We start from the raw sequence: 24598 nt of genomic DNA on the forward strand, positions 1-24598 counted from the left end.
ACGGAGTGCCACCTTCCGACCCGTCAGACCAGGATGCGCGGTCTCGTCCGCGCTTGAGGATGGGCATCGGGGTCGCAGTGACCCTCGGGCTGGTGGTGCTCTCGGCGGCCGTGGGCTGGGGCATCCTGCGTGGCCAGGCCGTGCCGCTGGAGAGCATCCCGGCAGGCGGGGCGACGTCGGCACCATCTGACGAGATGAGCGTCAGCGGCAGCACGGGCCTGTACGTACACGTTCTGGGCGAGGTGACCCACCCTGGGCTGTACATCCTCGACGCCGACGCCAGGCTCGTCGACGCGCTGGCTGCCGCTGGCGGCACGCTGCAGAATGCCGATCTGCAGGCCGTCAACCTCGCCCGTCCGCTCAGCGACGGCGAACAGATCATCGTGCCGGCCGTCGGGGCGGAGCCGTCAGGTGGCGCGGCCGCACCAGGTGGGCCCGGCGCCGACGGCAAGATCGACCTGAACACCGCTGATCAGGCCGCGCTTGAGACTCTGCCCAGGATCGGTCCAGCCCTCGCACAGCGCATTCTCGACTGGCGTGAGGAGAACGGCCGGTTCCGCTCGGTCGACGATCTGCTGGCCGTGCCAGGCATCGGCGACAAGCTGCTCGCCGGGGTGCGCGAGAAGGTGCGGGTATGAGCGACCTGCGCACCAGTCTGCTCGCGACCGTGCTGTGGGTGGCAGCGCTGGCGCTGGTCTTCCTGCCGCAATGGGCTCTGCCGGCGGCCGCCGCCTTCGCGGGGGCCGCGATCATCGCGACCGCGATGCTGATCGCACGGCGTCGCCGCGGTCTGGGCCTGATCGTGCTGATCCTGCTGTGCTGTGCCGGCGTGGCGGCGACGGTGGCCGGCGCGCAGCCGCAGCGGGACGTGCTCGCCCGCGATGACGGCCACGTCGTCGAGGCGCTGGTCGAAGTGTCCTCGTCAGCCTCGGTCGGCTCGGACGGGCGACTGTGGTTCGACGCGCAGACGCTCGCGATCGGCCCGCCGGGGAACCTTCGGCAGGTTTCGGCCCCCGTGCGCGTCGGCGTTGAGCCGATGGACGGAGTCGACCTCGGGGCGCGCGTGCGGGTGACGGGGCAGGCGAAGACGACGGATGCCGGAGAACGCGCGGCTCTGGTGCTGTTCGGATCCCGAGCAGAGGTCGCGCAGCCGGCCTCGGGGATCTTCGCGATCGCCGCCGGCACCCGTGCGGACTTCATCGCCCGCGCCACGCGCCTTCCCGAACCAGGGGCCGGACTGCTTCCCGGACTCGCCGTGGGCGACACCCGTGCGGTCTCACCCGAACTGAGCGCGGCGATGCTCGCATCAGGGCTCAGCCACCTGACCGCCGTCTCCGGGGCGAACTGCGCGATCGTGGTCGCGGCGGTGTTCTGGCTGGTCTCGCTGCTCGGCGGTGGCCGCGCACTGCGCGTGACCCTGTCGCTGCTCGCGCTCGGGGCGTTCGTCGTGCTGGTCACGCCAGAGCCCAGCGTGGTGCGCGCATCGGTGATGGCGGCGCTCGCGATGCTCACCGTGCTGCTCGGGCGGCCGAGCGCGGGCTTGGCGATGCTGTCGCTTGCCGTGTGCGGGCTGCTGGTGGGCGATCCGTGGCTCGCCGCGACGCCGGGCTTCGCCCTGTCAGCGGCCGCGACGGCGGCGCTGCTCGTGCTGTCGCGCCCGCTGCTCCGCGGTCTCGGAAGGTGGATGCCGGAGCCGCTCGCCCTGGCGCTGTCCGTACCGCTCGCCGCGCAGGTCGTGTGCGGCCCGATCGTGGCGCTGTTCTCCGACCAGCAGTCGATCGTGGGGGTGGTCGCGAATCTGCTCGCCGCGCCAGCAGCGCCCATCGCGACCGTCATCGGGCTCCTCGCGTGCCTCACAGCTCCGCTGCCGCTGCTGGCAGACCTGTTCGCCGCCGCCGCGTGGCTGCCGGCGGCGTGGATCGAGACCACGGCGACGGTGAGCGCTGGCCTGCCCGGCGCGACCGTGTTGGTGGTCGCCGGACCGCTCGCCGCCGTGGTCGTCGCCGGGCTGAGCGCAGCCGTGACCGTCCTGCTCGCTCGACCGCGGTGGCCGAGGGTGCGGATGATCTCCGGGTTGGTCGTGGTCGTCGCGCTCGGCATCGCCGGCGGTCGGATGCTGCTCGCCGGCCCACTGGCGCCGATGACCTCACCGGAGGGCTGGAGCATCGCCGCGTGCGATGTCGGCCAAGGTGACGCGGTGCTGGTCCGATCGGGAGACCGCACCGCACTCATCGACACCGGCCCCGAGCCGGACGCCCTGCAGGAATGCCTCGCGAAGACGGCGACCTCGCACATCGACCTGCTGGTGCTCACCCATTTCGATCTCGACCACGTCGGCGGCACCGCCGCGGTGATGGGAAGGGTCGGCACGGTGCTGCACGGCCCGCCAGCAGAGCCGGACGATGAGCGGATGCTGCAGCAGCTGGCATCCGAGGGAGCCCGCCTGGTGCAGGGATCGGTCGGCGTGCACGGCATGCTCGGCGAGGCGGACTGGCAGGTGCTGTGGCCGCCGCCCGACTCCGCCGCGTTCCCCGCAGGAAACGACGCCAGCGTCGTCATCGAGATCTCCGGCGGCGACGTGCCTCGGATGCTGATGCTCGGCGACCTGTCGGCCGCACCGCAGCGCCAGCTGCTCTCCAGAGGGCACCTTGGCCAGTACGACGTCGTCAAAGTCGCCCACCACGGCAGCCTTGACCAGGAGCCGGCGCTGTACGAGGCGGTGCGGGCCCGTGTCGGGCTGATCGGCGTCGGCGCGGACAACGACTACGGGCATCCGCGCGCAGAGACGCTGCGCCTGTTGCAGACGACGGGAACTCGCGTGCTGCGCACGGATCTGCGCGGACTCGTGCTGCTGGGGGAGCAGGGCGACCGCATCACCATCCGCACCGAGAGAGAAGGAGAACCGGGATGAAGAAGAATCTGATGGCGATGCTGTCGATCGCCGGGTTGATAGCGCTGCTGAGCGGGTGCACACCGGTGCAGAGACTCGACTCCGCCGAATCGCGCGTCGATGCGGTCTACGACGAAATGACCCTGATCGCGGAAGCGGTCTCGCTGCTCGACCCCACCGCGATCGAGCAGCTGCAATGCGCGGAGCCGCGGCTGATCGAGCTGCCGGAGCCGCCGGCTCCGGATACCCCGCCGCCGCTGATCGAAGTCGATGGGGTCGAGCCACTGGACCTCTCCGGCTCGAACTTCACCGATCCGGACCCTGGTGCGCAGTTCTATCTCGCTTCGCTGAGGGCGAGTGGCAGCGCATCCGAACGCGATCCGCTGCCCATGCCTGACGTCATCGTGCGCGTTGATGACAGCGAGGCATGTCTGTGGGCGATGGCGCCGCCGTTCGTCGTGCAGATGGGGCTGTGACTGGCCGGAATCCGTGTGATCCGTACGCCGGGCAGCACTACGACGCGTGCGGAGGACCCGACGAATTGCGCACGATCAACTCGGGCTGCGCGAGCACGCGTTCGATCGGCCTGGTTCGTTCAGCCAACCGGGCGAGCGCCATCTCTACCGCCAGCCTGCCGATATGCGGTTTCGGCGGGCGCAGCGCGGTCAAGGGGAGCTGCGCGCCGGCCGCCACCTCGTCATCGTACGAGATCAGCGCAAGCTCACCCGGAATGGCGATACCCGAATCGAGGCAGTGATTGGTCAGGTCGATCGCCTCTGGATCCGAGTGCACGATCAATGCTGTCGTGCCGTCTGACCGGCATCCGTCGACGATCTCGGCCAAGGGGTTCGCCTTCGACCCGCCATCTGTGGATTCCAGCGTGTACTCCCGCCCACCGGCCGGATCCAACCCCAGTTCGCGGATCGCGTTCTGCCAGCCGCTGCGCAGCGCGAGTCCGGTCGGCGACATCGGAGGAAGGACCAGACCGATGCGCTGGTGCCCCTGCGCATACAGATGGTGGACGGCGAGCATCGCTCCAAAGCTGTGATCGGTGGCAACCGACGACAGTCGGGTCAGCCCCAAGCTCATCGGTGCCGCACGCTCGGCGAGAACCACCGGCAGCGGAAGATCGTCGAGCCAGGTGAGGAGCCCGGCCCCTGCAGCTCCCTCTGTATCCGGGGCAACGATCAGAGCATCCACCGTGCCTGATCCCACCAGAGCGTCGAGCTGGCGGTGCTGCTCGGCGGCGTCGTAGGAGGCCCCGCGCAGCACCAGCTGAGTCTGCGCCGCCGCAGCAGCCGTCCGCGCTCCGGCGATGATCGCGGGCCAGTAATAGGCCAAGGTCGGAATGACCATCCCGACGCGGAATCGCGGAGGAGCGTCAGGACCGCCCCGACTGGTGACTGTGCGGTCGAGATCACTGCGAACCGTCGCGCCGCCGTGCACCCGGGAGATCAGCCCCTGATGTGACAGCGCGCCCAGATCGCGTCGGATCGTGACATCGGTCACCTGGAACAGCGCCGCGAGTTCCAACACGGTCACCTGTCCGTTCGACCGGACGAGATCGAGGATCTGCTCCCTGCGACGGAGCGCGAAGTGCGTGGTTTGGGGGTCCATGCGGTAAATCATACACATACGAACATGCTCGTTCATGATCAGTCGTGAATTGGTGCGAAACGGAAGTTAGGTTTGAAGCGTTCAAGGGAGAGAGTCGGGATGCAGGACATGACGTCGGACGACGCAGCGGTGCTCGATGCTGGATGGTTCACGGAGGCGCGCTTCGGCATGTTCATCCACTTCGGGGCTTACGCGGTTCTGGGGCGCGACGCCTGGGTTCGCTCCCGTGAGCAGCTCACGATCGAGCAGTATCAGGCCGCCGTCGACGCATTCCAGCCGGAGAACTTCGACCCAGAGGCCTGGGCGGACGCCGCGGCGGCCGCTGGGGTGCGGTACGCCGTCATGACGGCGAAGCACCACGACGGCTTCTGCCTTTTCGACACCGGAACAACCACCTATTCGACCTTGCACAACGGGTACGGTCGTGACCTGGTCGCGGAGTTCCTGGCGGCATTCCGCGCCCGCGGGATCAAGGTCGGGCTGTATTACTCGCTGCTGGACTGGCACCACCCCGATTACCCCTCCGTCCACGACGAGAACCACCCGCATCGTGGCGACGCTGTCAACGGAAACCCGGATGCCGTGCTCTCACGCTACGTCGCCTACATGCACGAGCAGGTCCGCGAACTCGTCACTCGCTATGGGGTGCTGGACACGCTGTTCTTCGACTTCTCGTATCAGGACCTTGTCGGACAGGCCTGGGGTGGGGAGGAGCTGGTGGCGATGGTGCGGAGCCATCAGCCGCAGATCCTCATCAACAACCGATTGGATGCCGGGGCCGGTGGCTATGGCACCATCCTCGACGAGGAGCCGGCGCCGTGGGCCGGCGACTACGCCAGCCCCGAGTCACTGCTGCCCGCGGGCCCGGTGCACAACGCAGGAGGCATCGCCGTGCCCTGGGAAGCCGCGCTCCCGCACAACAACCACTGGGGCTGGTTCGAGGGTGACACGTCGTTCAAGTCGGCGCACTTGGTGATCCGCACGCTGGTGCAGGCCGTCAGCAAGGGCGGCAATGTCCTGCTCAACGTCGGTCCCCAGCCCGACGGCGCCTTCCCCGCCGAGGCGATCGAGATTTTCGCTCAGGTGGGGGACTGGCTGGAGCGCAACGGCGACTCCATCTACGGCGCTGCGCCCGCGACCCTTCCCAAGCCCGAATGGGGCTACTACACCCAGCGCGGCGATGTCGTGTTCGCGCACGTACTCGAAGCGCCTATCGGACCACTCGCCTTGAGCGGCATTCCCGCCCAGCGTGTCAGACGGATGTGGGATGTCTCGACGGGTGCGGAGAGGCCTCGACTGCTCACCTGGGTGACCGCGCCCTACCCCGACACAGTGTTCGTCGCCTTCGGCCCGGAGCACACGTACACCTACCCGCTTCCGGATGACGTCGACACCGTCATCGCCATCGAGCTCACTCCCGCCTGACCCAGCCCGCGACGCACATCGTCCGATGTGCCGTTCTCATGATCCGCGCATCGACCGATGTGCGACTACACAACGAGGTGAACATGACCAAGCTGCCCCCCATCGACCGTCGAACCCTGCTGCAACTCGGCGGCGTCGGGCTCGGAACCGCCCTCAGCGCCGGTGTCGGCCTGAACGCATCCGGCCTGCCTCTGCGCCCAGGCGCGCACGCACCACAGATCGACATCACTGACCTCGGCCCAGGAGTACGCGCGTACAGCCTCGCCGGCGCCGTGAACGTGGGGAACACGATTTATATCGCGTCCCGCAACATCGAGCCGATGCAGGTGATCGGGTACAACCTCGACAGCCGGTCGGTGACCAGCGTCACGCCCTGTCAGAGCAAGGTGAGCCAGGCGCTCACCGCAAGCCTCGACGGTCGATACGTCTATGTGGGTGTCGATCCGAAGAGCACGGCAGGGGCCGCCAACCTGTTCCGTCTTGATGTGTCGCAGCCGGGCAGCCCTCGCGAGGACGTCGCGAGGATTGAGGGATTCAACCCGCTGCACATGACCACGGCACCCGACGGGGTGGTCTTCATGGTCGGGCAGGGTGACATGGGGGTGCACCAGTACGACCCGGCGGCCAACGAGGTCAGCGTCCTCGCGACTCCCGACCCAGGCGCACAATGGGGACGCACCGTCGCTGCGTCGGAATCGACCGTGTACATCGGATACCGCGGTCGAGGCGAAGGCGGAGTCGGCAGTGCAGCCAAGCTCTTCGCTGTCGACCGCGAGACAGGGCAGTCCACCTCGATCCTTCCCGCAGAGTTCCAAGCGGCGATCGAACTCCGTGATCTCGCCGTCATCGGCGAGACACTGGTCGCAGTCGGTGGAACGGCCGTCGGTGTCGGAATCGCCTTCATCGACCGAAACGATCCGACTCAGTACACGATCGCCCAGACCGAGGGCAGTCTCGCCAAGCTCCCACTGGAGCACGAGGGCAAGTTCTACTTCACGGGAGGCAAGAGCGTCCTCGAGTACGACCCCGCAGCCGACAGCTTCCGCCACATCACGCCGACCACAGGAGCGCTCGGCGAGATGTGGGATCTGTTCGTCCGGGACGGACGACTTGTGATCACTTCGGGGTTCGGACTGGTCTTCGAGATCGACATCCGCACCGGCGAGACGATCACGCATGATCTGGTCGACGCCGGTGCGCCCGCCGATGCGCAGCTGGCGATGTCAGTTACCGCATCCTCACGTTTCGTCTACGTCGGTGGGAACAACGCGATCTCGCGTCACGATGTGCGAAGCGGGGAGGTCGTCACACTGTACGCGCCCGGCGAGGCGAAGGACGCCGCCATCGTCGACGGCAAGCTGTTCACAGGGCAGTACAGCGGCGTCGGCATCCTCCGGTACGACCCGGACACGGACGGGCAGTGGCCGGTGGTCGCTGCTCTGCTCCCGTCTGGTCAGAACCGTCCGCAGGACGTGCAATGGGACCGCCGTCATCGCCGCATGTTCGTCGGCAGCCAGTCGGACACGGCTCAGGGTGGCGCACTGATGTCGTTCGACCCGCGGACCGACAAGCTCGAGACCGAGGTGATGAACCCCTTCGGCGACCTGCAGTTCGTCCGACAGCTGTACATCGATGGCAACATCGCATACCTCGGCGGCCAGCTGCAGAGCGGCGACCCCGCTGGCACCATCATCGCCTGGGATCTGCGAAGCCGACGGGAGATGTGGCGCATCGCGCCGGAGTTCACCCAGCGCGGCGTCACTGGGCTGGCCGTACACGGCAGACACCTCTATGTGATGGCGTACGCCGGCAACTTCGGCGTCGTCGACCTGCGCACGCGCAAGACGGTGCACGCAGCCGCTCACAACAAGCACGTGCCCGGGTGGGGGACCTTCGTGAAGCACAGGGGTCAGGTGTACGGGGCATCCGCGACCACGTTCTACCGCTTCGACAAGCACTCCTTCGCTCTGGAGCCGCTCGTCGAGGACCTCGGCGGTGAGTGGTACGGCATGCCGCGCGTCTCCGTTGACGAGCGCGGACGCTTCTACGCGATCCGGAAGCGCAACCTCATTCGCATCGACGTGCGCCACTAGGCGCCCACGCTCCACGACCTTCGACGACCCCGACACGATTCAGGATGGATGTGCTGTGAAAGACAACCCGAGCACGCTGCTGGTGATGGCGCCCGCCACGTATCGCCAGCAGTTCGGCCGCACCGAGCTGGACAGGCTTGGCACCATGGCCACGCTCGGCGATCCGATCTGCGTCGAATCGCTTGCTGAGGTCTCCGCGGAGCGGCTCGCTCACACGGAGGTGCTCCTGACCTCTTGGGGCTGCCCGCGGGTGACGGGTGAGCACCTGGATCGGATGCCTCGGCTCGGTGCGATCATCCATGCGGCCGGCAGCACACGCCACCTCGTGCCAGACACCGTCTACGACAGGGGCATCGTGGTGTCCTCCGCGGCCGCGGCGAATGCGGTCCCGGTCGCGGAGTACACCCTCGCTGCCATCATCTTCGCCGGAAAACGGGCTCTGCCATTGGCCGCTGGGCGCCCGGCCGGACCGACCGCATGGACCACCACCAATGAAGGCAGCGCGCTGTCCAACCTCGGGCGGACCATCGGCATCGTCGGGTTCTCGCAGATCGGGCGCAAGGTGCTCGAACTGCTCAGCGTGCTCGATCATGGCCCGGTGCTGGTGGCCGACCCGTTCGCAGACGCGGACGCGGTGCGGTCAGCCGGCGGTCTGCTGGTGTCATTGGAGGAGGTGCTTCGACGCGCCGAGATCCTGTCGCTGCACGCACCGCTGCTTCCCACGACCGTCGGGATGATCGGCGCCGCACAGCTCGCCCTGCTGCCGGACGGTGCCACCCTGATCAACACAGCCAGGGGGGGAATCGTCGATCATGACGCCCTCCTGGCGGAGTGCGGGAGTGGTCGGCTCGACGCCATCCTGGATGTCACTGAGCCCGAACCGCTGCCGCACGAGCATCCACTGCGTGCGCTTGCCAACGTCACCATCACACCGCACCTGGCGGGCGCGCTCGGAACCGAGACGCGCAGACTGACGCATCACGCACTGGACGCGCTGTCCGCGTATGGCGCCGGTGCGGATCTCCCCGGTGCGATCGATGCGGCGCGGAGTCTGCTCATCGCCTGAACCCACCAATACCAGCACGACAGAAACCCGGCAACGGGCCCCGAGAGGAAACCACATGAGAAAGTCAACTATCACCGGCGCGGCTCTCATCGCTGCGAGCGCCATGGTGCTCAGCGCGTGCAGCGGCGGAACCACATCTGGCAGTGCGAAGGACGGCCCGGTCACGTTGACCGTCGCGGGCTGGAGCCTGGCGAGCTCCCCAGAGCTTCAGACTCTCGCCGACGCATTTCAGGCTGAGAACGAGGACATCACCGTCGAACTCGTCGAATACGACGCCGCGAACTACGACACGCAGATCGTCGCCGATCTCGCTGCGGGAACGGCGCCGGATCTTTACCCGATCAAGACGATCTCGCAGTTCCCCGTCTTCCAGAACGGCGGTCAGCTGCTGGATGTGAGCGACGTCGCTGCCGACGTCGATGAGGGCGTCGAGAGCATCGATGAGTTCACCGTCGACGGCGTCACCTACGCCGTTCCCTATCGCCAGGACGTCTTCTACTTGTACTACAACAAGGATCTGTTCGACGCGGCGGGCATCGACTACCCGAACGGCGAGTGGACGTGGGAGCAGTACGAGAAGACCGCCATCGATCTCACCGCGGCGCTCAAGGCGGACGGGAACAAGGCGAAAGGCACGTATCAGCACTCCTGGCAGTCCTTCCCGCAGGCCTTCGCGAACGCGCAGGCTCAGCCGGACGGTGCTTTCCTCGCAGGCGACTGGGAGTACCTGGTCGACTACTACGAGCGGGCCGTTCGACTGCAGGACGCCGGCGCGCAGGAGACCTACGGCACCGTCACCACCAACTCCCTCACCTATCAGGGACAGTTCGGCACGCAGCAGTCGGCGATGATGCTGATGGGCTCCTGGTACGCCGCGACGCTGCTCACCCAGCGTGACTCCGGTGACGCCGAGGAATTCGAGTGGAGCTTCGCGCCCGCGCCACAGGTCGATTCCACCACCGTCGACAAGCCCGTCACGACAGGGACCCCGACACCGATCGGGATCAATGCGGCAATCGACGAGGGCGAAGTCGAAGCTGCGAAGAAGTTCCTGACCTTCCTCGGCTCGGAAGAGGCCGCACTGGTTCTCGCCGACCTCGGCGCCAAGCCGTCGGTGAACACCGAGAAGGTCGCTGACGCTCTCTTCGCTCGGGAGGGAATGCCGCAGGACGAGCTCGCGCGGTTCGCAGCCACGAACTACGTGACCAGCATCGAGGCGCCGCTCTCGCAGAAGACCCCAGCGCTGCAGGCGATCCTGGCCGAGGCGCACTCGGCGATCATGTCCGGAAGCGTCACACCCGAGGACGGGATCGAGAAGGCGATGACCCGGGCCGCTGCGGAAGTCCTGAACTGATCCTGCACCGGTCCGGCCCCCTTGGGCCGGACCGGTCCGCTCCTTGAAAGGAAATCCGTGACCACTGAATCCAGCCTCGACACCCGTGAGAGGTCTGCGCGCCGGCGGGGGAGCCTCAGTCGACGCAACGCGCTGATCGGCTGGACCTTCGTCCTTCCGAACTTCCTGGGATTCGCGCTGATGACGCTCATCCCGGTTCTGGTCCTGTTCTATCTCGGCTTCAGCAGCTGGAACGCCTTCGGCACCCCCGAGTTCGTCGGCCTGGCGAACTTCGAGAAGCTGCTCCGAGACACCACATTCCACACTGCGCTGTTCAACACGGGGTACTACGCGGCGTTCCATATTCCGCTCACGCTGGCGGTATCGCTGGGCCTCGCGCTGCTGTTGAACCGCAAGATCCGCGGTGCTGCATTCTTCCGCACTGTGGCGTTCTTCCCCTACATCACGTCCATCGTCGCCATCGCGGTCGTCTGGAACATGCTGTTCTCGCCTGAAGCAGGACCGATCAACCAGTTGCTGAGCGCGCTGGGGGTGGCCGAACCTCCCGGCTGGACGAGCTCCACTGACTGGGCGATGCCCGCGGTGATCATCGTCGGCACGTGGCGGGACATGGGGTACTACATGCTTCTGTTCCTCGCTGGGCTCCAGACTGTGCCGGGCGAACTCTACGAGGCGGCCCGCATGGATGGGACGAACGCGCTCCAGCGCTTCTGGCATGTCACACTCCCGTGCCTGCGCCCCACCACCTTCTTCGTGACCGTGATGCTGACGATCGCGAGCTTCAAGATCTTCGACCTCATTCTGGTGATGACCAACGGCGGGCCGGGTACGTCGACTCTCGTGCTCTCGCAGTACATCTACCGGAAGGGCTTCGTCGAGAACGATTTCGGATACGCATCTGCAGTGGCCATGGTGCTGTTCGGCATCTGCATCACTGTCACCGTCGTGCAATTCCTACTCAACAAGCGGAGAGAACGATGACGACCACACTCACGCTCGATCGACCGACGATCGAGGACGCGGCCGTGCCGCCGACGCGGACACCCCGGCGGCCGCGACGACGGTGGGGAAAGCACATGTGGCGGACCACAGTGCTGTACGTCGTCCTGATCGCCGCCGCTGCTGCCATCATGCTGCCCTTCGTCTGGATGCTCGTGTCTTCGCTGAAGACGAGCAACCAGGTCTTCACTGTCCCCGTCCAGTGGATCCCGGACCCGATCGTCTGGCAGAACTACCTGGACATCTGGGCGAAGTCCGACATGTCGACGTGGCTGGGGAACACCCTTCTGCTGAGCGTGACTGTCACGTGCATCCAGGTGCTCACAGGGAGTTTCGCCGCGTACGGCTTCGCGAAGACCAGGTTCCCTGGGCGCGATGTGCTGTTCCTCGTCTACATCGGAACGATCGCCGTGCCCTGGCAGGCGTACATGATCCCGCAGTTCATGCTGATGTCGAAGCTCGGTCTGTCCAACACGCTGTGGTCGATCATCGTGCTGCAGGCGTTCAGCGCTTTCGGGGTGTTCCTGATGAAGCAGTTCTATGAATCGATCCCGGACGATCTCGTCGAGGCGGCCCGGATCGACGGCCTGTCTGAGTACGGAATCTGGAGACGAATCGTCCTCCCGCTGTCCGGCCCCGCGATCGCGACGCTTGTCCTGCTCACCTTCGTCAACGTCTGGAACGACTACCTCGGGCCGCTGATCTACCTGCGTGACTCCGCCATCTGGACGATTCAGATCGGTCTGAAGTCCTTCGTGTCGCAGTACAACGCCGAATACGCGTTGATCATGACGGGTTCGGTCCTGTCGGTCCTTCCGATCGCATTGATCTTCCTGCTGGGTCAGCGCTACTTCGTGGAGGGCATCGCGACGACGGGTCTGAAGGGCTAGCGCCATGAGACCGGTCAACGGTGGTGCACGACCCGCGCGCCAGGCACGGGTCTCAGCCGAAATGTGGAGCACGCTGTTCGGCCTCGCATACCTGGTGATGATGACGAACCTCATGCTGATCGTCGGTACCCTGCCGCTGCTCGCACTGCTGATCACGACGGATCCGCGTCGATCGTGGCCGGCTCTCGCGCTGGCCGCTGTAATTGCCGCGCCTGCTCTCACCGCAGCATTCAGTGTGTTCCATGCGCACCAGGTCGAGCGCTCATCACAGGTCGCGATCCAGTTCTGGCGGGGTTGGCGACGGCATCTGTGGCGATCCCTCGCCGCCGGAGCCGTCGTGGTGGCAGGCGCGGTGATGATCGGTGCCGATCTCGTGTTCCTGGCGGGGAGTGCGGCCGGGGCCATCTTGTCGCCGGTGCTGGTGATCACTTTCGTCGTCATGGTGGTCACCGCGCTGCTCGTGCTGGTGGCGGGCGTGGAACGCCCCGATGCGCGGCTGCGCGACGTGATCAAGGCGAGCGCGTACCTGGGGGTGCGTCGCTGGCATCTGACGCTCTTCACGTTGGGGGTGCTGCTCGCGCTGGGGCTTCTGCTCACCGTGAGTCCTGCGATCGCTCTCGGAGTGGCTGCCGCACCTCTGCTCTACGCCGTGTGGGGAAACTGCAGGTACACGCTGCGCCCCGTGCTGCATCCGGTCGCAGCGGTGTCCTGACCCGCCGGTAGGCTGAATGACATGCCTGCCGCCCGTACCTCTGCTCGAAGCTCCGGTGCGCGCGGAGGCGCAGCCAAGGGTCCCAAGATTCCGCAGGTGTCATGGCGCGAACCGCGTCCGGCGCCGATCGTGCTCGTGTCCGGCCCCGAGGATGTGCTCGCTGAGCGGGCGATCGCCGGCGTCCGGGAATATCTGCGGGCCGAGGATGCCGAACTCGAGGTGACCGACCTTCGGGCCGACGACTACGAGGCCGGAACGCTGTTCGCCGTCACGTCGCCATCGCTCTTCGGCGAACCCCGCCTGGTCCGCGTGACGGGGGTGGAGAAGTGCTCTGACGCCTTCCTGCAGGAGGCACTCAAGTACATCGAGCACCCCCAGGAGGGTGCGACGGTCGTGCTGCGGCACTCGAGCGGCATCCGCGGCAAGAAGCTGCTCGACGGCATCCGCTCCGGCATAGGCGAGGGCATCGAGATCCCGTGTGCGGCCGTCAAACGCGACAGCGACAGGGTCGACTTCGCCGCGGGGGAGTTCAAAGCCGCGCGAAAGCGCATCCAGCCCAGTGCGCTGCGCTCGCTGGTCTCGGCGTTCGCCGACGATCTCACCGAACTCGCCGCGGCGTGCCAGCAGCTCATCGGCGATGTCGAGGGAGACATCACCGACGACGTGATCGCCAAGTACTACGGTGGTCGAGTCGAGGTCTCGGCGTTCGTGGTCGCCGACACCGCGATCGCCGGTCGCTACGGCGAAGCGCTCGTGGCGCTGCGGCACGCCCTGGCATCCGGGGCTGACCCCGTGCCGATGGTCGCCGCGTTCGCGATGAAACTGCGCACGATGGCCCGCGTCGCCGGCAACCGCGAGCCGAGTCGTCAGCTCGCGCAGCGCCTTGGCATGAAGGACTGGCAGATTGACCGCGCGCGTCGCGACCTGACCGGCTGGAATGAGCGGTCGCTGGGCCTTGCCATCCAGGCCACCGCTCGCGCCGACGCCGAGGTGAAGGGTGCCTCCCGCGATCCGGTCTTCGCCTTGGAGCGCATGGTGGCTGTCATCGCCACCCGCCAGCCCTACGGCGCCTGACCCGTCGACACACTCAGGATTCCACGCTCGACAGGTGGGCAACGAAGAAGGCCCGCCCCGGAACGGGGCGGGCCTTCGAAGAAGTGCTGCGGCTCAGAGAGCGGCGACCTGCTTGGCGATGGCCGACTTGCGGTTGCTCGCCTGGTTCTTGTGCACGACGCCCTTGCTGACGGCCTTGTCGAGCTTGACGGAAGCGACCTTGAGGGCGGCCTCAGCGGCCTCCTTGTCGCCGGCCACGACAGCCTCGCGCGTCTTGCGGACGACGGTCTTCAGCTCGCTCTTGACGGAGCGGTTGCGCTCCTGAGCCTTCAGGTTGGTCTTGTTGCGCTTGATCTGCGACTTGATGTTTGCCACGTGTGGACGCTTTCTGTCTGGATATTGATCGGAATGCTGCAGACGAGAGAGGGCGTCATACAGCGGTCGTGAGGGCGAACCCACAACGCAAGCCAAGAGTCAATGTTACCAGCACTCCGGCCTGCCGTATGCCACCGCGGCCTTTGGGTGGCATACGCGCCGTGATTCGTGACATTGAGTCGCGCAAAAGCTGGAACTGGGTGCAGAATCGACATTACCCGAACGACGACGACGTCACAGGAGCACAATGACTTCGAACCACACCACCCACCGCGTCGGCGCGGGGTGGATGACCCTCTTCACCCTCGCCTGGCTGGCCATCTGGACGGTCACACTCACTCCGGTCCAATTGCTGCTGCCGCTGCAGCTGGATTCGCCCGAGGGGGATTGGATCCTCGGGGTGGTGTACTCCGGACTCGTCCTCGGCATCGGAGGACTCGCCGGGGTCATCGCCGGCCCCGCGGCCGGTGCGCTCTCCGACCGCTCGCGCGGCGGACGCGGCCGCCGGCGCCCCTGGGCGCTGATGGGCGTGTGGTCGACCGCGATCTTCCTGGTGCTGACCGGCTACGCCGAAGGCCCCTGGCTGGTGGGTGCGTGCTGGATCGGCGTCTCGATCGGCACCGCCGTGGCATCCGCCGCCTTCACCGCTCTCATCGCTGATCAGCTGCCTGCGTCACAACGCGGAGCAGGTTCATCGGTGATCAGCTCGAGCCAGGCCGTGGGCATCGTGCTCGGTGTGGGACTCGTGGTGCTGCTCGGCCTCAGCGTCGTCGCCGGCTATCTGCTGCTGGCTGCCGTCATCGCGATCGTCGGAACCGCCGCGGCGGTACTGCTGCCGGATCCACCGGCCACAGCCGCCGACCTGCCGCAGCGTGACAGCACACGCCCCCGGCTGGCGTCTCTGCGCGACCGCGACTTCTCGTGGATGCTGGGCGGGCGTCTGGTCGCCAACATCGGCAACGCACTCGGCACGGCACTGTTCCTGTTCTTCCTGCTGCACGGCCTCGGTCAGCCGAACGCCGCGGCGCAGGACAACCTGCTGCTGCTGATCGTCATCTACACGGTCTTCGTCGTGCTGGCCTCGGTGCTCGTGGGCATGATCTCCGACCGTTCCGGCCACCGGCGCCTGCTCGCAGTGCTCGCCACATTCGTGCAGGCGCTTTCGGGGCTCGTCGTCGTGCTCATGCCGACGTTCGAGATGACCATGGTCGCCGCCGCCCTCATGGGCATCGGCTACGGCGCCTTCTCGACGGCCGGCCTCGCGTTCGCCACCGACCTGCTTCCCGACGAGCAGGACCATGCGCGCGACCTCGGCATCGTCAACGTCACCGCCTCGCTCGGACAGCTGATCGGTCCGATGCTCGGTGCGCTGCTGGTGGCGCTGGTCGGCGGGTTCTGGCTGGTGTTCCTGATGGCGGCGATCCTGTCGGTCGTCGGTGGGCTCATGACCGCTCGTGCACGACAGCCAGAGCCAGCTGCAGTACAGCGTTGAACACCTGCGGCCGCATGGCGGTCACCAGATGCGAGGTGCGCGGAACCACGATGAGCTCGGCCTCCGGCGCCAGGCGGGTGAACAGCGTCTCCTGCATGCGCAGCTGATCGAACTGTCCGTTCACGAACCAGAGTGGAACGTGGATGCGTGGCACGGCGTTCAGGAGGTCGAGTGATTCCAGGCTCTTCAGCGCGACGTCCTGCGCATCGAGGGCGTAGCCACCCGCGGCGAAGTCGAGCCGCGTCGCCTGCGGGATCGTGGCGTTGAGCAGCTGCTCCGACAGCCACAGGCCCCGATCCGGGAGGCTGTCGAGTGTGCCCGCGAGCGTCCGGTAAGTGCGCAGCGCCGCGCCGCGGGGGAGGGCGGTGCAGGATGCGGCGATCAGGCCCGCCACCGGCGGCGGTTCTTCGGCCCCGGTGTACTGCAGCGTGAGCAGGCCGCCCATCGAGTGGCCGACCAGCAGCACCGGGCCGCGCGTGGCAGCATCCCGCACGGCGTCGTCGATCGTCCCCAGCGCGGCGTCCAGCGTGAACTGCTCGGCCATGCGCGCACCGTGGCCGGGCAGATCGATCGCGAGAGCCGGGACGTCTCGCTCAGCGAGCCACTCGAGCTGAGAGCGCCACATCGTGGCCGAAGTGCGGATGCCATGGACGAGGACGACCTGTGTAGTCACCCCACCAGCATAGAAAGGCGGGGCCGGTGGATGAACCACCGACCCCGCCTCAGAGTGTGAAGCAGCTAGTGCTTACTTCTCCCAGCCGACGTTCTCGACCGGCTGAACACCGAACAGGTCAAGACCCACGTAGGGCTCGGGGGTCAGGTTGGCCAGACCCTCCTTGACAGCGGAGATCGACGGGCCGTTGTACAGCGGGATCAGGCCCCAGTCGGCGAAGATCTCGGCCTCGAGCTTCATAGCGGCCGCGGTCTGCTTCTCGGGGTCGGCGATCGACTCGACCTCGTCCTTGATGCGCTTGTCCATCTCAGGCGTCTGCACGCCGGAGAGGTTCAGGCCCATGTCCTGGCAGTAGAGCTGGCAGAACCAGGCTGCACCGAACGGGTCAGACGAGGTGAAGCGCAGACCGGCGACATCCCAGTTCTTCGAGTTGTAGTCCTCGGCGAACTTGTTCGACGGACGCACATCGACCTTGACGTCGATGCCGACAGCCTTCTCCATGGTCTGGAGCGACTGCGCCAGAGCCTTCTGGGTCGGGTCGTCGCTGAAGATCGGGTACACGACAGACAGCTTGACGCCGTCCTTCTCGCGGATGCCGTCTTCACCCTCGGTCCAGCCGGCCTCATCGAGCAGGCTCTTCGCCTTCTCGACGTCGAACTTGTAGCCGGCTTCTTCGAGCGCGTTGCTGTAGCCCGGCTGGAACGAGAACAGCGTCAGCGAGCCCGCGGGGTCCTCGGTGTAGTCGAGGCCGTTCCACGCGATCTTCTTCTGCTGCTCGATGTCGATGGCCATGAAGAACGCCTGACGCACCTTGACATCAGCGAACTGCGGCTTGTCGGCATCGACCTCGAGGATCGTGTTCGCGGTCTGCTGGGCACGGTGGATCGTGATGCCCTTCATGTCGGCGACCTGGGCCAGGCGGTCCTTCGTGCCGACGCCGACCTGGTCGATCTCGCCGTTCTTGAACGCGTTGATCGAGGCCTGCGAGTCCATGCCGGTGAAGGTGACCTCGTCAAGCATGGGCTTGTCGCCCCACCACTTGTCGTTCGGCTTGAAGGAGATGAAGTCCTTGTTGGCGTCGAACGTGTCGACCGTGTACGGACCGGCGCCCCACTCAGCGTGCGGGTTGTCGATCATCGCGGTGTTGAACTTGTCCGGGTCGGCCAGAGCCGGGTGGATGACGCCCGTGAGGAACGGCATCTTCGGCCAGGCGAACTCGCTCTTGAAGGTGACGATGGCGGTCTTGGGGGTGTCGCCCTGCTCGACCTTCTCGATCTCCTTGTAGCCGTCGGTCGCGTTCGGGACGAAGCCCTCGTCGATCGAGCGGTTGGCCTTCCAGGTGGCGTCGATGGCGGTCCAGTCCATCGGGGTGCCGTCGTTCCAGGTCGCCTTGTCCGTGAAGGTGAAGGTGATCTGCGTCTTGCCGTCGACCGTCTCGGTCTTCCACTCGTCGAGGTACGCGTCGTGCTTGTACGGCGTTCCGTCCGGCTTCATCAGCAGGATCTGGGGCATGTACCACGCGGCAAGCGTTGCCGTGCTGGCGCTCGCGTCACCGTTGAACGAGTTGAGCTGCTCCGGGATCTCGGCGATCGGGAAGTTGACCTTCCCGCCCTCCTTGAGGTTTTCGCGCGGCTGCGGGTTGTAGTCCGCCGCCGAGGTCTCGGCGGGCTTGTCGCCGCCATCGCCCTTGTCTCCGGAACCGGAGTCAGTGGCGCAACCTGCGAGAACGAGTGCGAGGGCTCCGCTGATCGCGAGTGCCCCCATCAGCTTGTGCTGCTTCATGGTGCTCCTTTCGCCTTTCGGCGTGTCATAAAAGGGAGGATAGTTCGCGTTCCGCACAATCACGGCTCGCGAGAGTGAATCATGGCTAACTGTTATGGGACGGTGACCCGGCGTTATACAACAGTGACCGAGCGTTATCCGACGGTGATGGTCAGACCGTCGCGGGCTTCGTCGACATGGTCTCCGGATCGAACACGACCCGTTGGCGGGTGCGCTCGATGTCGGGGTCAGGAACGGGGATCGCCGACAGCAGCGCCTGCGTGTACGGGTGCTGAGGGTTGTCGAACACCTGGTCGACGTCACCGTGCTCCACGAACTCGCCGAGGTACATCACCGCGACGCGGTCCGCGATGTGGCGGATGACCGAGAGGTCATGGGCCACGAACAGGTACGAGAGCCCGAGCTTGACCTTCAGCTCGTCGAGCAGGTTGATCACGCCGGCCTGGATCGAGACGTCCAGCGCCGAGACGGGCTCGTCGAGCACGACGATCTTCGGGTTGGTCGACAATGCGCGTGCGATGCCGATGCGCTGGCGCTGGCCGCCCGAGAACGCGCCGGGGAAGCGGTCGCGGTGCGCGGGGTTGAGCCCGACGAGGTCCATCAGCTCCTGAACACGGTCGAGCACCTCCTCCTTCGGCAGCCCGATCGCGCGCATCGGCTCTGCGATGACGTCGGTGACGGTCATGCGGGGGTCGAGTGCGCCCATCGGGTCCTGGAAGACGATCTGGATGTCGCGGCGGAGCTTGCGCTCCAGCTTGCGGTCGGTTAGCCCGTTGACACTGGTGCCGGCGATTATGATGTCGCCCTCGTCCTGCTTGACGAAGTCCATGATCTGCAGCAGGGTCGTCGTCTTTCCCGAGCCCGACTCGCCGACGATCGCCATCGTCTCGCCCTCGCGCACATCGAAGCTGATGCCCTTGACAGCGTGCACCTCGCCGACCTTGCGCTTGAAGAACGCGCCCTTGGTCAGCGGGAAGGTCTTGACCATGTTGCGCACTTCCAGCGTCACCGGGCGCTCCTCGCGCGGGGTGCGCGTGAGGTCGCTCTCAGGCACTGGTTCGACGGGGTACACCGGCAGGCCGCCGATGAAGCCGTCGTTGTCGATCTCATCCGCCCGGATGCACGCAGCCAGGTGCGGCTCTCCGCTGCCGGTCGCCACGGGCACCAGGTCGGGTTCGCGCGTGTGGCACGCGGCCACCGCGATCGGGCAGCGCGCGGCGAACGGGCACGCGTCGGGCAGATCGATCAGCAGGGGCGGATTGCCCTTGATCGGAACCAGCGGCTCCTTCTCGGCCTTGTCGACGCGGGGGATCGCTCCGAGCAGACCGATCGAGTAGGGCATCCGCGTGCTGTGGAACAGCTCGTGCGCCGGCGCGTGCTCGACGGGCTTGCCGGCGTACATCACCATCACATCGTCCGCGGTGCGCGCGACCACGCCCATGTCGTGCGTGATCATGATCACGGCGGCGCCGGATTCGTCCTGCGCCTTCTCGATCAGATCGAGGATCTGAGCCTGGATCGTCACGTCGAGTGCAGTCGTGGGCTCATCGCAGATGATCAGTCGCGGGTTGTTCGCCATCGCGATGGCGATGACCACACGCTGCCGCATTCCGCCGGAGAACTCGTGCGGGAACGACTTCATCCGCTTCTCGGGGCTGCTGATGCCGACCAGCGTGAGCAGCTCGAGCGAGCGGTTCCACGCCTCCTGCTTCGACAGGCCACGGTGTGCGGTGAGTGCCTCGATCAGCTGGTCGCCGATCGTGTACACGGGCGTCAGGGACGTCAGAGGGTCCTGGAAGACCATGGCCATGCCATTGCCGCGGATGACCGACATCTGCTTGTCGCTCTTGCCGAGCAGCTCCTGGCCCTCGAACTGGATGGAACCCGAGACGCGCGCGTTCTCGTCGAGCAGGCCCATGATGGCCAGCGACGTGACGGACTTGCCCGAACCCGATTCGCCGACGATGCCGAGGGTCTTACCGGCTTCGAGATCGAACGAGACGCCACGGACAGCATCCACTCGGCCCGCCTCGGACGCGAAGCTGACGGTGAGATCGCGCACGGAGAGGACGGTGCCTGCGGGCTTGGTGCCGGCTGAAGTACTGCTTGCTGTGGTGCTCATGCGCGGCCTCCCGCTGACGAGGTGGGATCGAGTGCGTCGCGCAGACCGTCGGCGATGAGCGCCATCGACACGGTCAGCAGCGTCAGGGCTGCGGCGGGGAAGTAGAACAGCCACGGTGCACTGGTCACGCTGGCCGCACCCTCGCCGATCAGGGAGCCGAGGGACACATCGGGGATCTTCACACCCATGCCGATGAACGACAGGCCGGTCTCGGTTCCGACGGCCGCGACGACACCCAGGGTGAAGTTGATGACCAGCAGCGAGCCGATGTTCGGCAGCAGGTGGCGGATCACGATGCGCATGCCGGGCACGCCCATGTAGCGCGCGGCATCGATGTACTCGCGCTCGCGCAGCGACAGGGCCATGGTCCAGATCACGCGCGCAGGGAAGAACCAGCCTGTGAAGACAAGCGCGAGCGAGATGACGCGCCAGTCGCCGCCAGAGTCGTTCGAGACCAGGGCGAGGATGAGGAAGGTCGGCACCACCATGAAGAAGTGGATGATCACCAGGGTGACGCGCTCGATGCGACCGCCGAAGTACGCCGCAGCCGTGCCGACGATGGCCGAGATGGCGGTGACGCCGAACGAGACGATGAGGGCGATCATCAGCGAGCGCTGCAGGCCGACGAAGGTCTGCGTGAACGTGTCATTGCCCGAGGCGTTCGTGCCGAACCAGTGTTCGGCCGACGGGCCGGTGGAGAGGTTCAGGAAGTCCATGTCAGACACGCCGTACGGCGACACCAGCGGCACGATGATGGAGCACAGGGCGAGGACGACGAAGATCACGATGCCGCCGACGGCGGGCTTGTTGCGCATGAACCGGCGCGTGTAGAGCGTCCACTTGGACAGCTGCTTCGTCGGGATGCGCTCTGCGGTCGTGTCAGGCCCCACAGGCGGCTGCACGGTGGGATCGATCATGTTGGTGCTCATACTCAGCTCACCCTCACTCGCGGGTCGAGAACCACGACGGCGATGTCGGCGAGGATCGCGCCGATGGCGGTTAGTGCGGCGCCGAATGCGGCGACGGCGACCACGCCGTGCACGTCGTTGTTGTTGATGGTGGTCAGGAAGTAGCGGCCCATGCCCTGCCAGGCGAAGATCGTCTCGGTCAGGATTCCGCCGGTGAAGATCGCGGGGATCGAGAAGGCGACCTGGGTGGCCACCGGGATGAGCGAGGTGCGCAGCGCGTGCTTGCGCACCGCCTGCGGCTTCGTCAGACCCTTCGCGCGGGCCGTGCGCACGTAGTCGGCGTTGATGTTGTCGAGCAGCAGGGACCGCTGCAGGAAATGCGTGCCGGCGTAGCTGATCAGCACCAGTGCGATCGTCGGCAGCACGAGGTGCTGCAGCGTGTCGATCAGCACGGGGAAGAAGCCCGTGACGCCCTCACTTGAAGAGCCGGTGACGTAGAAGACGCGCGTGCCGACCCAGTTGTTGAAGTTGATCGCCAGGATCACGATGGCCAGTCCCGCCACGATGATGTTGATGTTCATCGTCACGATCGACACGGCCTGCCAGACGCGGTCACCGAGCTTGTACTGACGCGAGGCCGTGTACGTGCCGATCCAGATGCCGAGGATCGTGGCGATGACGGTCGCCCCGAGCACCAGTTCGGCGCTGACCCACATCCGGTAGGCGATCTCGCTGTTCACCGAACCGCCGGTCGGGCTCATGCCCCAGTCCCACCGGAAGATGATTCCCGAGAACCAGGTCCACCACCGTTCGATCAGCGGAGTCGTCTCGCTGAGGTTTCGCGGACCGAGCAGGCCTTCGATCTGCTCGGGGGTGAGTGGTGGCTTTCGGCCGACGTAGTTGCTACGCGGATCGAGGAAGGACCAGGCCAAGAAATAGGTGACGTTGGTCGCGACCACGATCATGAGCAGCCAGCCGAGTGCCCGGCGCACGAGATACTTGATCAAGGTGTTGATTCTTTCTCTTTTACAGCCATGCGCGGGATCTCCGACGCAACGCTGAGTCGGGAAGTCATTCAAGCATGCATCCTGCGCCCGGCGCACGTCGACAGCACCGGAGGCCGTGACGGAGTGGATCGCCTGGCAGTCGGGGAATACTGCACGGGCAACTTCGCGAGACTATCATCGGTCTCCACGAATGGGGGATTAGGCGAGCCTGAACGTAGACTTGCCTGAACCCTTTCGGACGCACCAAGGACCACATGTCACCCCGCGCTCTCACTCCTCTGTCTCCCGCCGCGACTCCGGCAACGCAGATCCGCAATTTCTGCATCATCGCCCACATCGATCACGGCAAGTCGACCCTCGCCGACCGCATGCTGCAGGTCACGGGATCGGTAGCGGATCGTGACATGCGCGCGCAGTACCTGGACAGGATGGACATCGAGCGCGAGCGCGGCATCACCATCAAGAGCCAGGCCGTGCGGATGCCGTGGTCCGACGCCGACGGCACCTATGCCCTCAACATGATCGACACTCCTGGTCACGTGGACTTCACCTACGAGGTGTCGCGCTCGCTCGCCGCCTGCGAGGGGGCGATCCTGCTCGTCGACGCAGCCCAGGGCATCGAGGCGCAGACCCTTGCGAACCTGTATCTCGCACTCGAGAACGATCTGCACATCATTCCGGTGCTGAACAAGATCGATCTGCCGGCCGCCGACCCCGAGAAGTATGCGAAGGAGCTCGCCGACCTCATCGGCGGCAAGCCCGAGGACGTGCTGCGGGTCTCGGGCAAGACCGGGCTCGGCGTCGAAGAGCTGCTCGACCGCATCGTGCAGCAGATCCCCGCTCCTGTCGGCGATCCAGAGGCGCCGGCGCGGGCGATGATCTTCGACTCGGTGTACGACACCTACCGCGGCGTCGTGACGTACGTGCGCATGGTCGATGGCAGACTCACCCCGCGTGAGCGAGTGCAGATGATGTCGACCAAGGCCACCCACGAACTGCTCGAGATCGGTGTCTCCAGCCCCGAGCCGATCCCGTCGGACGGGCTCGGCGTCGGCGAGGTGGGCTACCTCATCACCGGTGTGAAGGATGTGCGCCTGTCGAAGGTCGGCGACACGATCACAAGCGCCCGTGCCGCAGCATCCGAAGCCCTTCCCGGCTACACCGATCCGAAGCCGATGGTGTTCTCGGGCATCTATCCGATCGACGGCAGCGACTACGGCGACCTGCGTGAGGCGCTCGACAAACTGAAACTGTCCGACGCCTCGCTCCAGTACGAGCCCGAGACGTCGGTCGCCCTCGGCTTCGGCTTCCGCTGCGGCTTCCTCGGTCTGCTGCACCTCGAGATCATCACCGAGCGGCTGTCGCGCGAGTTCGGCCTCGACCTCATCACGACGGCACCCAGCGTGATCTATGAGGTCACCACCGACACCGGCGAGACGGTCATCGTTACGAACCCGAGCGAGTACCCTGACGGACGCGTGGCGAGTGTTGCCGAGCCCATGGTCAAGGCGGCGATCCTGCTGCCCAAGGACTATGTCGGCACCGTGATGGAACTGTGCCAGTCGCGGCGCGGATCGCTGCTCGGCATGGAGTACTTCAGCGAGGAGCGCGTGGAGCTGCGCTACATGATGCCGCTCGGCGAGATCGTGTTCGACTTCTTCGACCACCTCAAGTCGAAGACTCAGGGGTACGCCTCGCTGGACTACGAGCCCGCTGGGGTGCAGACCGCGGATCTGGTGAAGGTCGACGTGCTGCTCCAGGGAGACAAGGTCGACGCGTTCAGCGCCATCGTGCACCGCGAGAAGGCATACGCGTACGGCACGCTGATGACCGAGAGATTGCGCAAGCTCATCCCGCGACAGAACTTCGAGGTGCCGATCCAGGCCGCCATCGGCGCCCGGATCATCGCCCGCGAGACCATCCGCGCGCTCCGCAAGGACGTGCTCGCCAAGTGCTACGGCGGCGACATCAGCCGTAAGCGCAAGCTGCTTGAGAAGCAGAAGGAGGGCAAGAAGCGCATGAAGATGGTCGGCCGCGTCGAGGTGCCACAGGAGGCGTTCATCGCCGCCCTGTCCGGTGACGTCGAAAGCAAGGACAAGAAGTAAGGAGCGGGCGATCACCCAGGTTCGTCTGGGTAGGC

At 66.2% G+C, this 24598-nt stretch carries 20 protein-coding genes; 13 read left to right on the forward strand and 7 right to left on the reverse strand.

Annotation, left to right across the window (positions count from 1 at the left end; all coding sequences use genetic code 11):
* Window positions 1–59 precede the first annotated feature (59 nt).
* From MNR00_RS07320 to MNR00_RS07330, 3 genes are read left to right on the forward strand one after another with little or no spacing between them, the layout of a single operon-like run.
* Entirely contained in the window at window positions 60–638 is a 579-nt protein-coding gene (locus MNR00_RS07320; RefSeq protein WP_241928784.1) for a ComEA family DNA-binding protein, read from the forward strand.
* Complete coding sequence (locus MNR00_RS07325) at window positions 635–2911, forward strand: ComEC/Rec2 family competence protein (RefSeq protein ID WP_241928495.1); 2277 nt, start codon at window positions 635–637, stop codon at window positions 2909–2911. Before MNR00_RS07320 ends, MNR00_RS07325 begins: the two co-directional genes overlap by 4 nt.
* Window positions 2908–3366 carry a hypothetical protein gene (locus tag MNR00_RS07330; RefSeq protein WP_241928496.1) on the forward strand — a complete coding sequence of 153 codons (459 nt, stop codon included), beginning with the start codon at window positions 2908–2910 and terminating at the stop codon, window positions 3364–3366. The genes MNR00_RS07325 and MNR00_RS07330 overlap by 4 nt, the downstream gene beginning before the upstream one ends.
* Before the next feature lie 37 nt (window positions 3367–3403).
* Here MNR00_RS07330 and MNR00_RS07335 read toward each other — a convergent pair whose 3' ends face one another.
* On the reverse strand, window positions 3404–4543 hold the full coding sequence (locus MNR00_RS07335; RefSeq protein WP_241928497.1) for a substrate-binding domain-containing protein: 1140 nt from the start codon (window positions 4541–4543) through the stop codon (window positions 3404–3406).
* A gap of 72 nt (window positions 4544–4615) precedes the next feature.
* On the opposite strand from MNR00_RS07335, the gene MNR00_RS07340 reads away from it, so the two are divergent.
* The 8 genes from MNR00_RS07340 to holA all read left to right on the forward strand — a co-directional run bounded on the left by MNR00_RS07340 (window position 4616) and on the right by holA (window position 14120).
* On the forward strand, window positions 4616–5932 hold the full coding sequence (locus MNR00_RS07340) for an alpha-L-fucosidase (RefSeq protein ID WP_241928498.1): 1317 nt from the start codon (window positions 4616–4618) through the stop codon (window positions 5930–5932).
* Between the two features lie 83 nt (window positions 5933–6015).
* Window positions 6016–8025: a hypothetical protein gene (locus MNR00_RS07345; RefSeq protein ID WP_241928499.1), complete on the forward strand. Its 2010-nt coding sequence runs from the start codon at window positions 6016–6018 to the stop codon at window positions 8023–8025.
* Between the two features lie 55 nt (window positions 8026–8080).
* Window positions 8081–9091: a hydroxyacid dehydrogenase gene (locus tag MNR00_RS07350; RefSeq protein ID WP_241928500.1), complete on the forward strand. Its 1011-nt coding sequence runs from the start codon at window positions 8081–8083 to the stop codon at window positions 9089–9091.
* Window positions 9092–9146: 55 nt separating this feature from the next.
* Complete coding sequence (locus MNR00_RS07355; RefSeq protein WP_241928501.1) at window positions 9147–10445, forward strand: extracellular solute-binding protein; 1299 nt, start codon at window positions 9147–9149, stop codon at window positions 10443–10445.
* A 57-nt stretch (window positions 10446–10502) separates the two neighbouring features.
* A complete protein-coding gene (locus MNR00_RS07360) occupies window positions 10503–11426 on the forward strand; it encodes a sugar ABC transporter permease (RefSeq protein ID WP_241928502.1) in 924 nt (307 codons plus the stop codon).
* A 95-nt stretch (window positions 11427–11521) separates the two neighbouring features.
* Window positions 11522–12334 (forward strand): carbohydrate ABC transporter permease, encoded by an 813-nt coding sequence (locus tag MNR00_RS07365; RefSeq protein ID WP_241928785.1) that lies wholly within the window; start codon window positions 11522–11524, stop codon window positions 12332–12334.
* 4 nt (window positions 12335–12338) lie between these two features.
* Complete coding sequence (locus MNR00_RS07370; protein WP_241928503.1) at window positions 12339–13046, forward strand: DUF624 domain-containing protein; 708 nt, start codon at window positions 12339–12341, stop codon at window positions 13044–13046.
* 21 nt (window positions 13047–13067) lie between these two features.
* Entirely contained in the window at window positions 13068–14120 is a 1053-nt protein-coding gene (gene holA / locus MNR00_RS07375; protein ID WP_241928504.1) for a DNA polymerase III subunit delta, read from the forward strand.
* Between the two features lie 93 nt (window positions 14121–14213).
* On the opposite strand, the gene rpsT is transcribed toward holA, so the two are convergent.
* The gene (rpsT, locus tag MNR00_RS07380; protein ID WP_241928505.1) at window positions 14214–14474 is read right to left on the reverse strand and encodes a 30S ribosomal protein S20; all 261 of its coding nucleotides are present in this window, start codon (window positions 14472–14474) and stop codon (window positions 14214–14216) included.
* Window positions 14475–14721: 247 nt separating this feature from the next.
* On the opposite strand from rpsT, the gene MNR00_RS07385 reads away from it, so the two are divergent.
* Window positions 14722–15966, forward strand: coding sequence for an MFS transporter (locus tag MNR00_RS07385; RefSeq protein ID WP_241928506.1), 1245 nt, complete (start codon window positions 14722–14724; stop codon window positions 15964–15966).
* Here MNR00_RS07385 and MNR00_RS07390 read toward each other — a convergent pair.
* From MNR00_RS07390 to MNR00_RS07410, 5 genes are all read right to left on the reverse strand, one after another.
* Window positions 15917–16639 carry an alpha/beta hydrolase gene (locus MNR00_RS07390; protein WP_241928507.1) on the reverse strand — a complete coding sequence of 241 codons (723 nt, stop codon included), beginning with the start codon at window positions 16637–16639 and terminating at the stop codon, window positions 15917–15919. The genes MNR00_RS07385 and MNR00_RS07390 overlap by 50 nt on opposite strands.
* Window positions 16640–16711: 72 nt before the next feature.
* On the reverse strand, window positions 16712–18421 hold the full coding sequence (locus tag MNR00_RS07395) for an ABC transporter family substrate-binding protein (RefSeq protein ID WP_241928508.1): 1710 nt from the start codon (window positions 18419–18421) through the stop codon (window positions 16712–16714).
* Between the two features lie 151 nt (window positions 18422–18572).
* Window positions 18573–20543, reverse strand: coding sequence for an ABC transporter ATP-binding protein (locus MNR00_RS07400; protein ID WP_241928509.1), 1971 nt, complete (start codon window positions 20541–20543; stop codon window positions 18573–18575).
* Window positions 20540–21472: an ABC transporter permease gene (locus MNR00_RS07405; protein ID WP_241928510.1), complete on the reverse strand. Its 933-nt coding sequence runs from the start codon at window positions 21470–21472 to the stop codon at window positions 20540–20542. Before MNR00_RS07405 ends, MNR00_RS07400 begins: the two co-directional genes overlap by 4 nt.
* A 2-nt stretch (window positions 21473–21474) precedes the next feature.
* Complete coding sequence (locus MNR00_RS07410; RefSeq protein ID WP_241928511.1) at window positions 21475–22458, reverse strand: ABC transporter permease; 984 nt, start codon at window positions 22456–22458, stop codon at window positions 21475–21477.
* A 254-nt stretch (window positions 22459–22712) separates the two neighbouring features.
* On the opposite strand from MNR00_RS07410, the gene lepA reads away from it, so the two are divergent.
* Window positions 22713–24563, forward strand: coding sequence for a translation elongation factor 4 (gene lepA / locus MNR00_RS07415; protein ID WP_241928512.1), 1851 nt, complete (start codon window positions 22713–22715; stop codon window positions 24561–24563).
* The last annotated feature ends 35 nt before the right edge of the window (window positions 24564–24598 follow it).

It is taken from the genome of Microbacterium sp. H1-D42 (assembly GCF_022637555.1).
Taxonomy (GTDB): Bacteria; Actinomycetota; Actinomycetes; order Actinomycetales; family Microbacteriaceae; genus Microbacterium.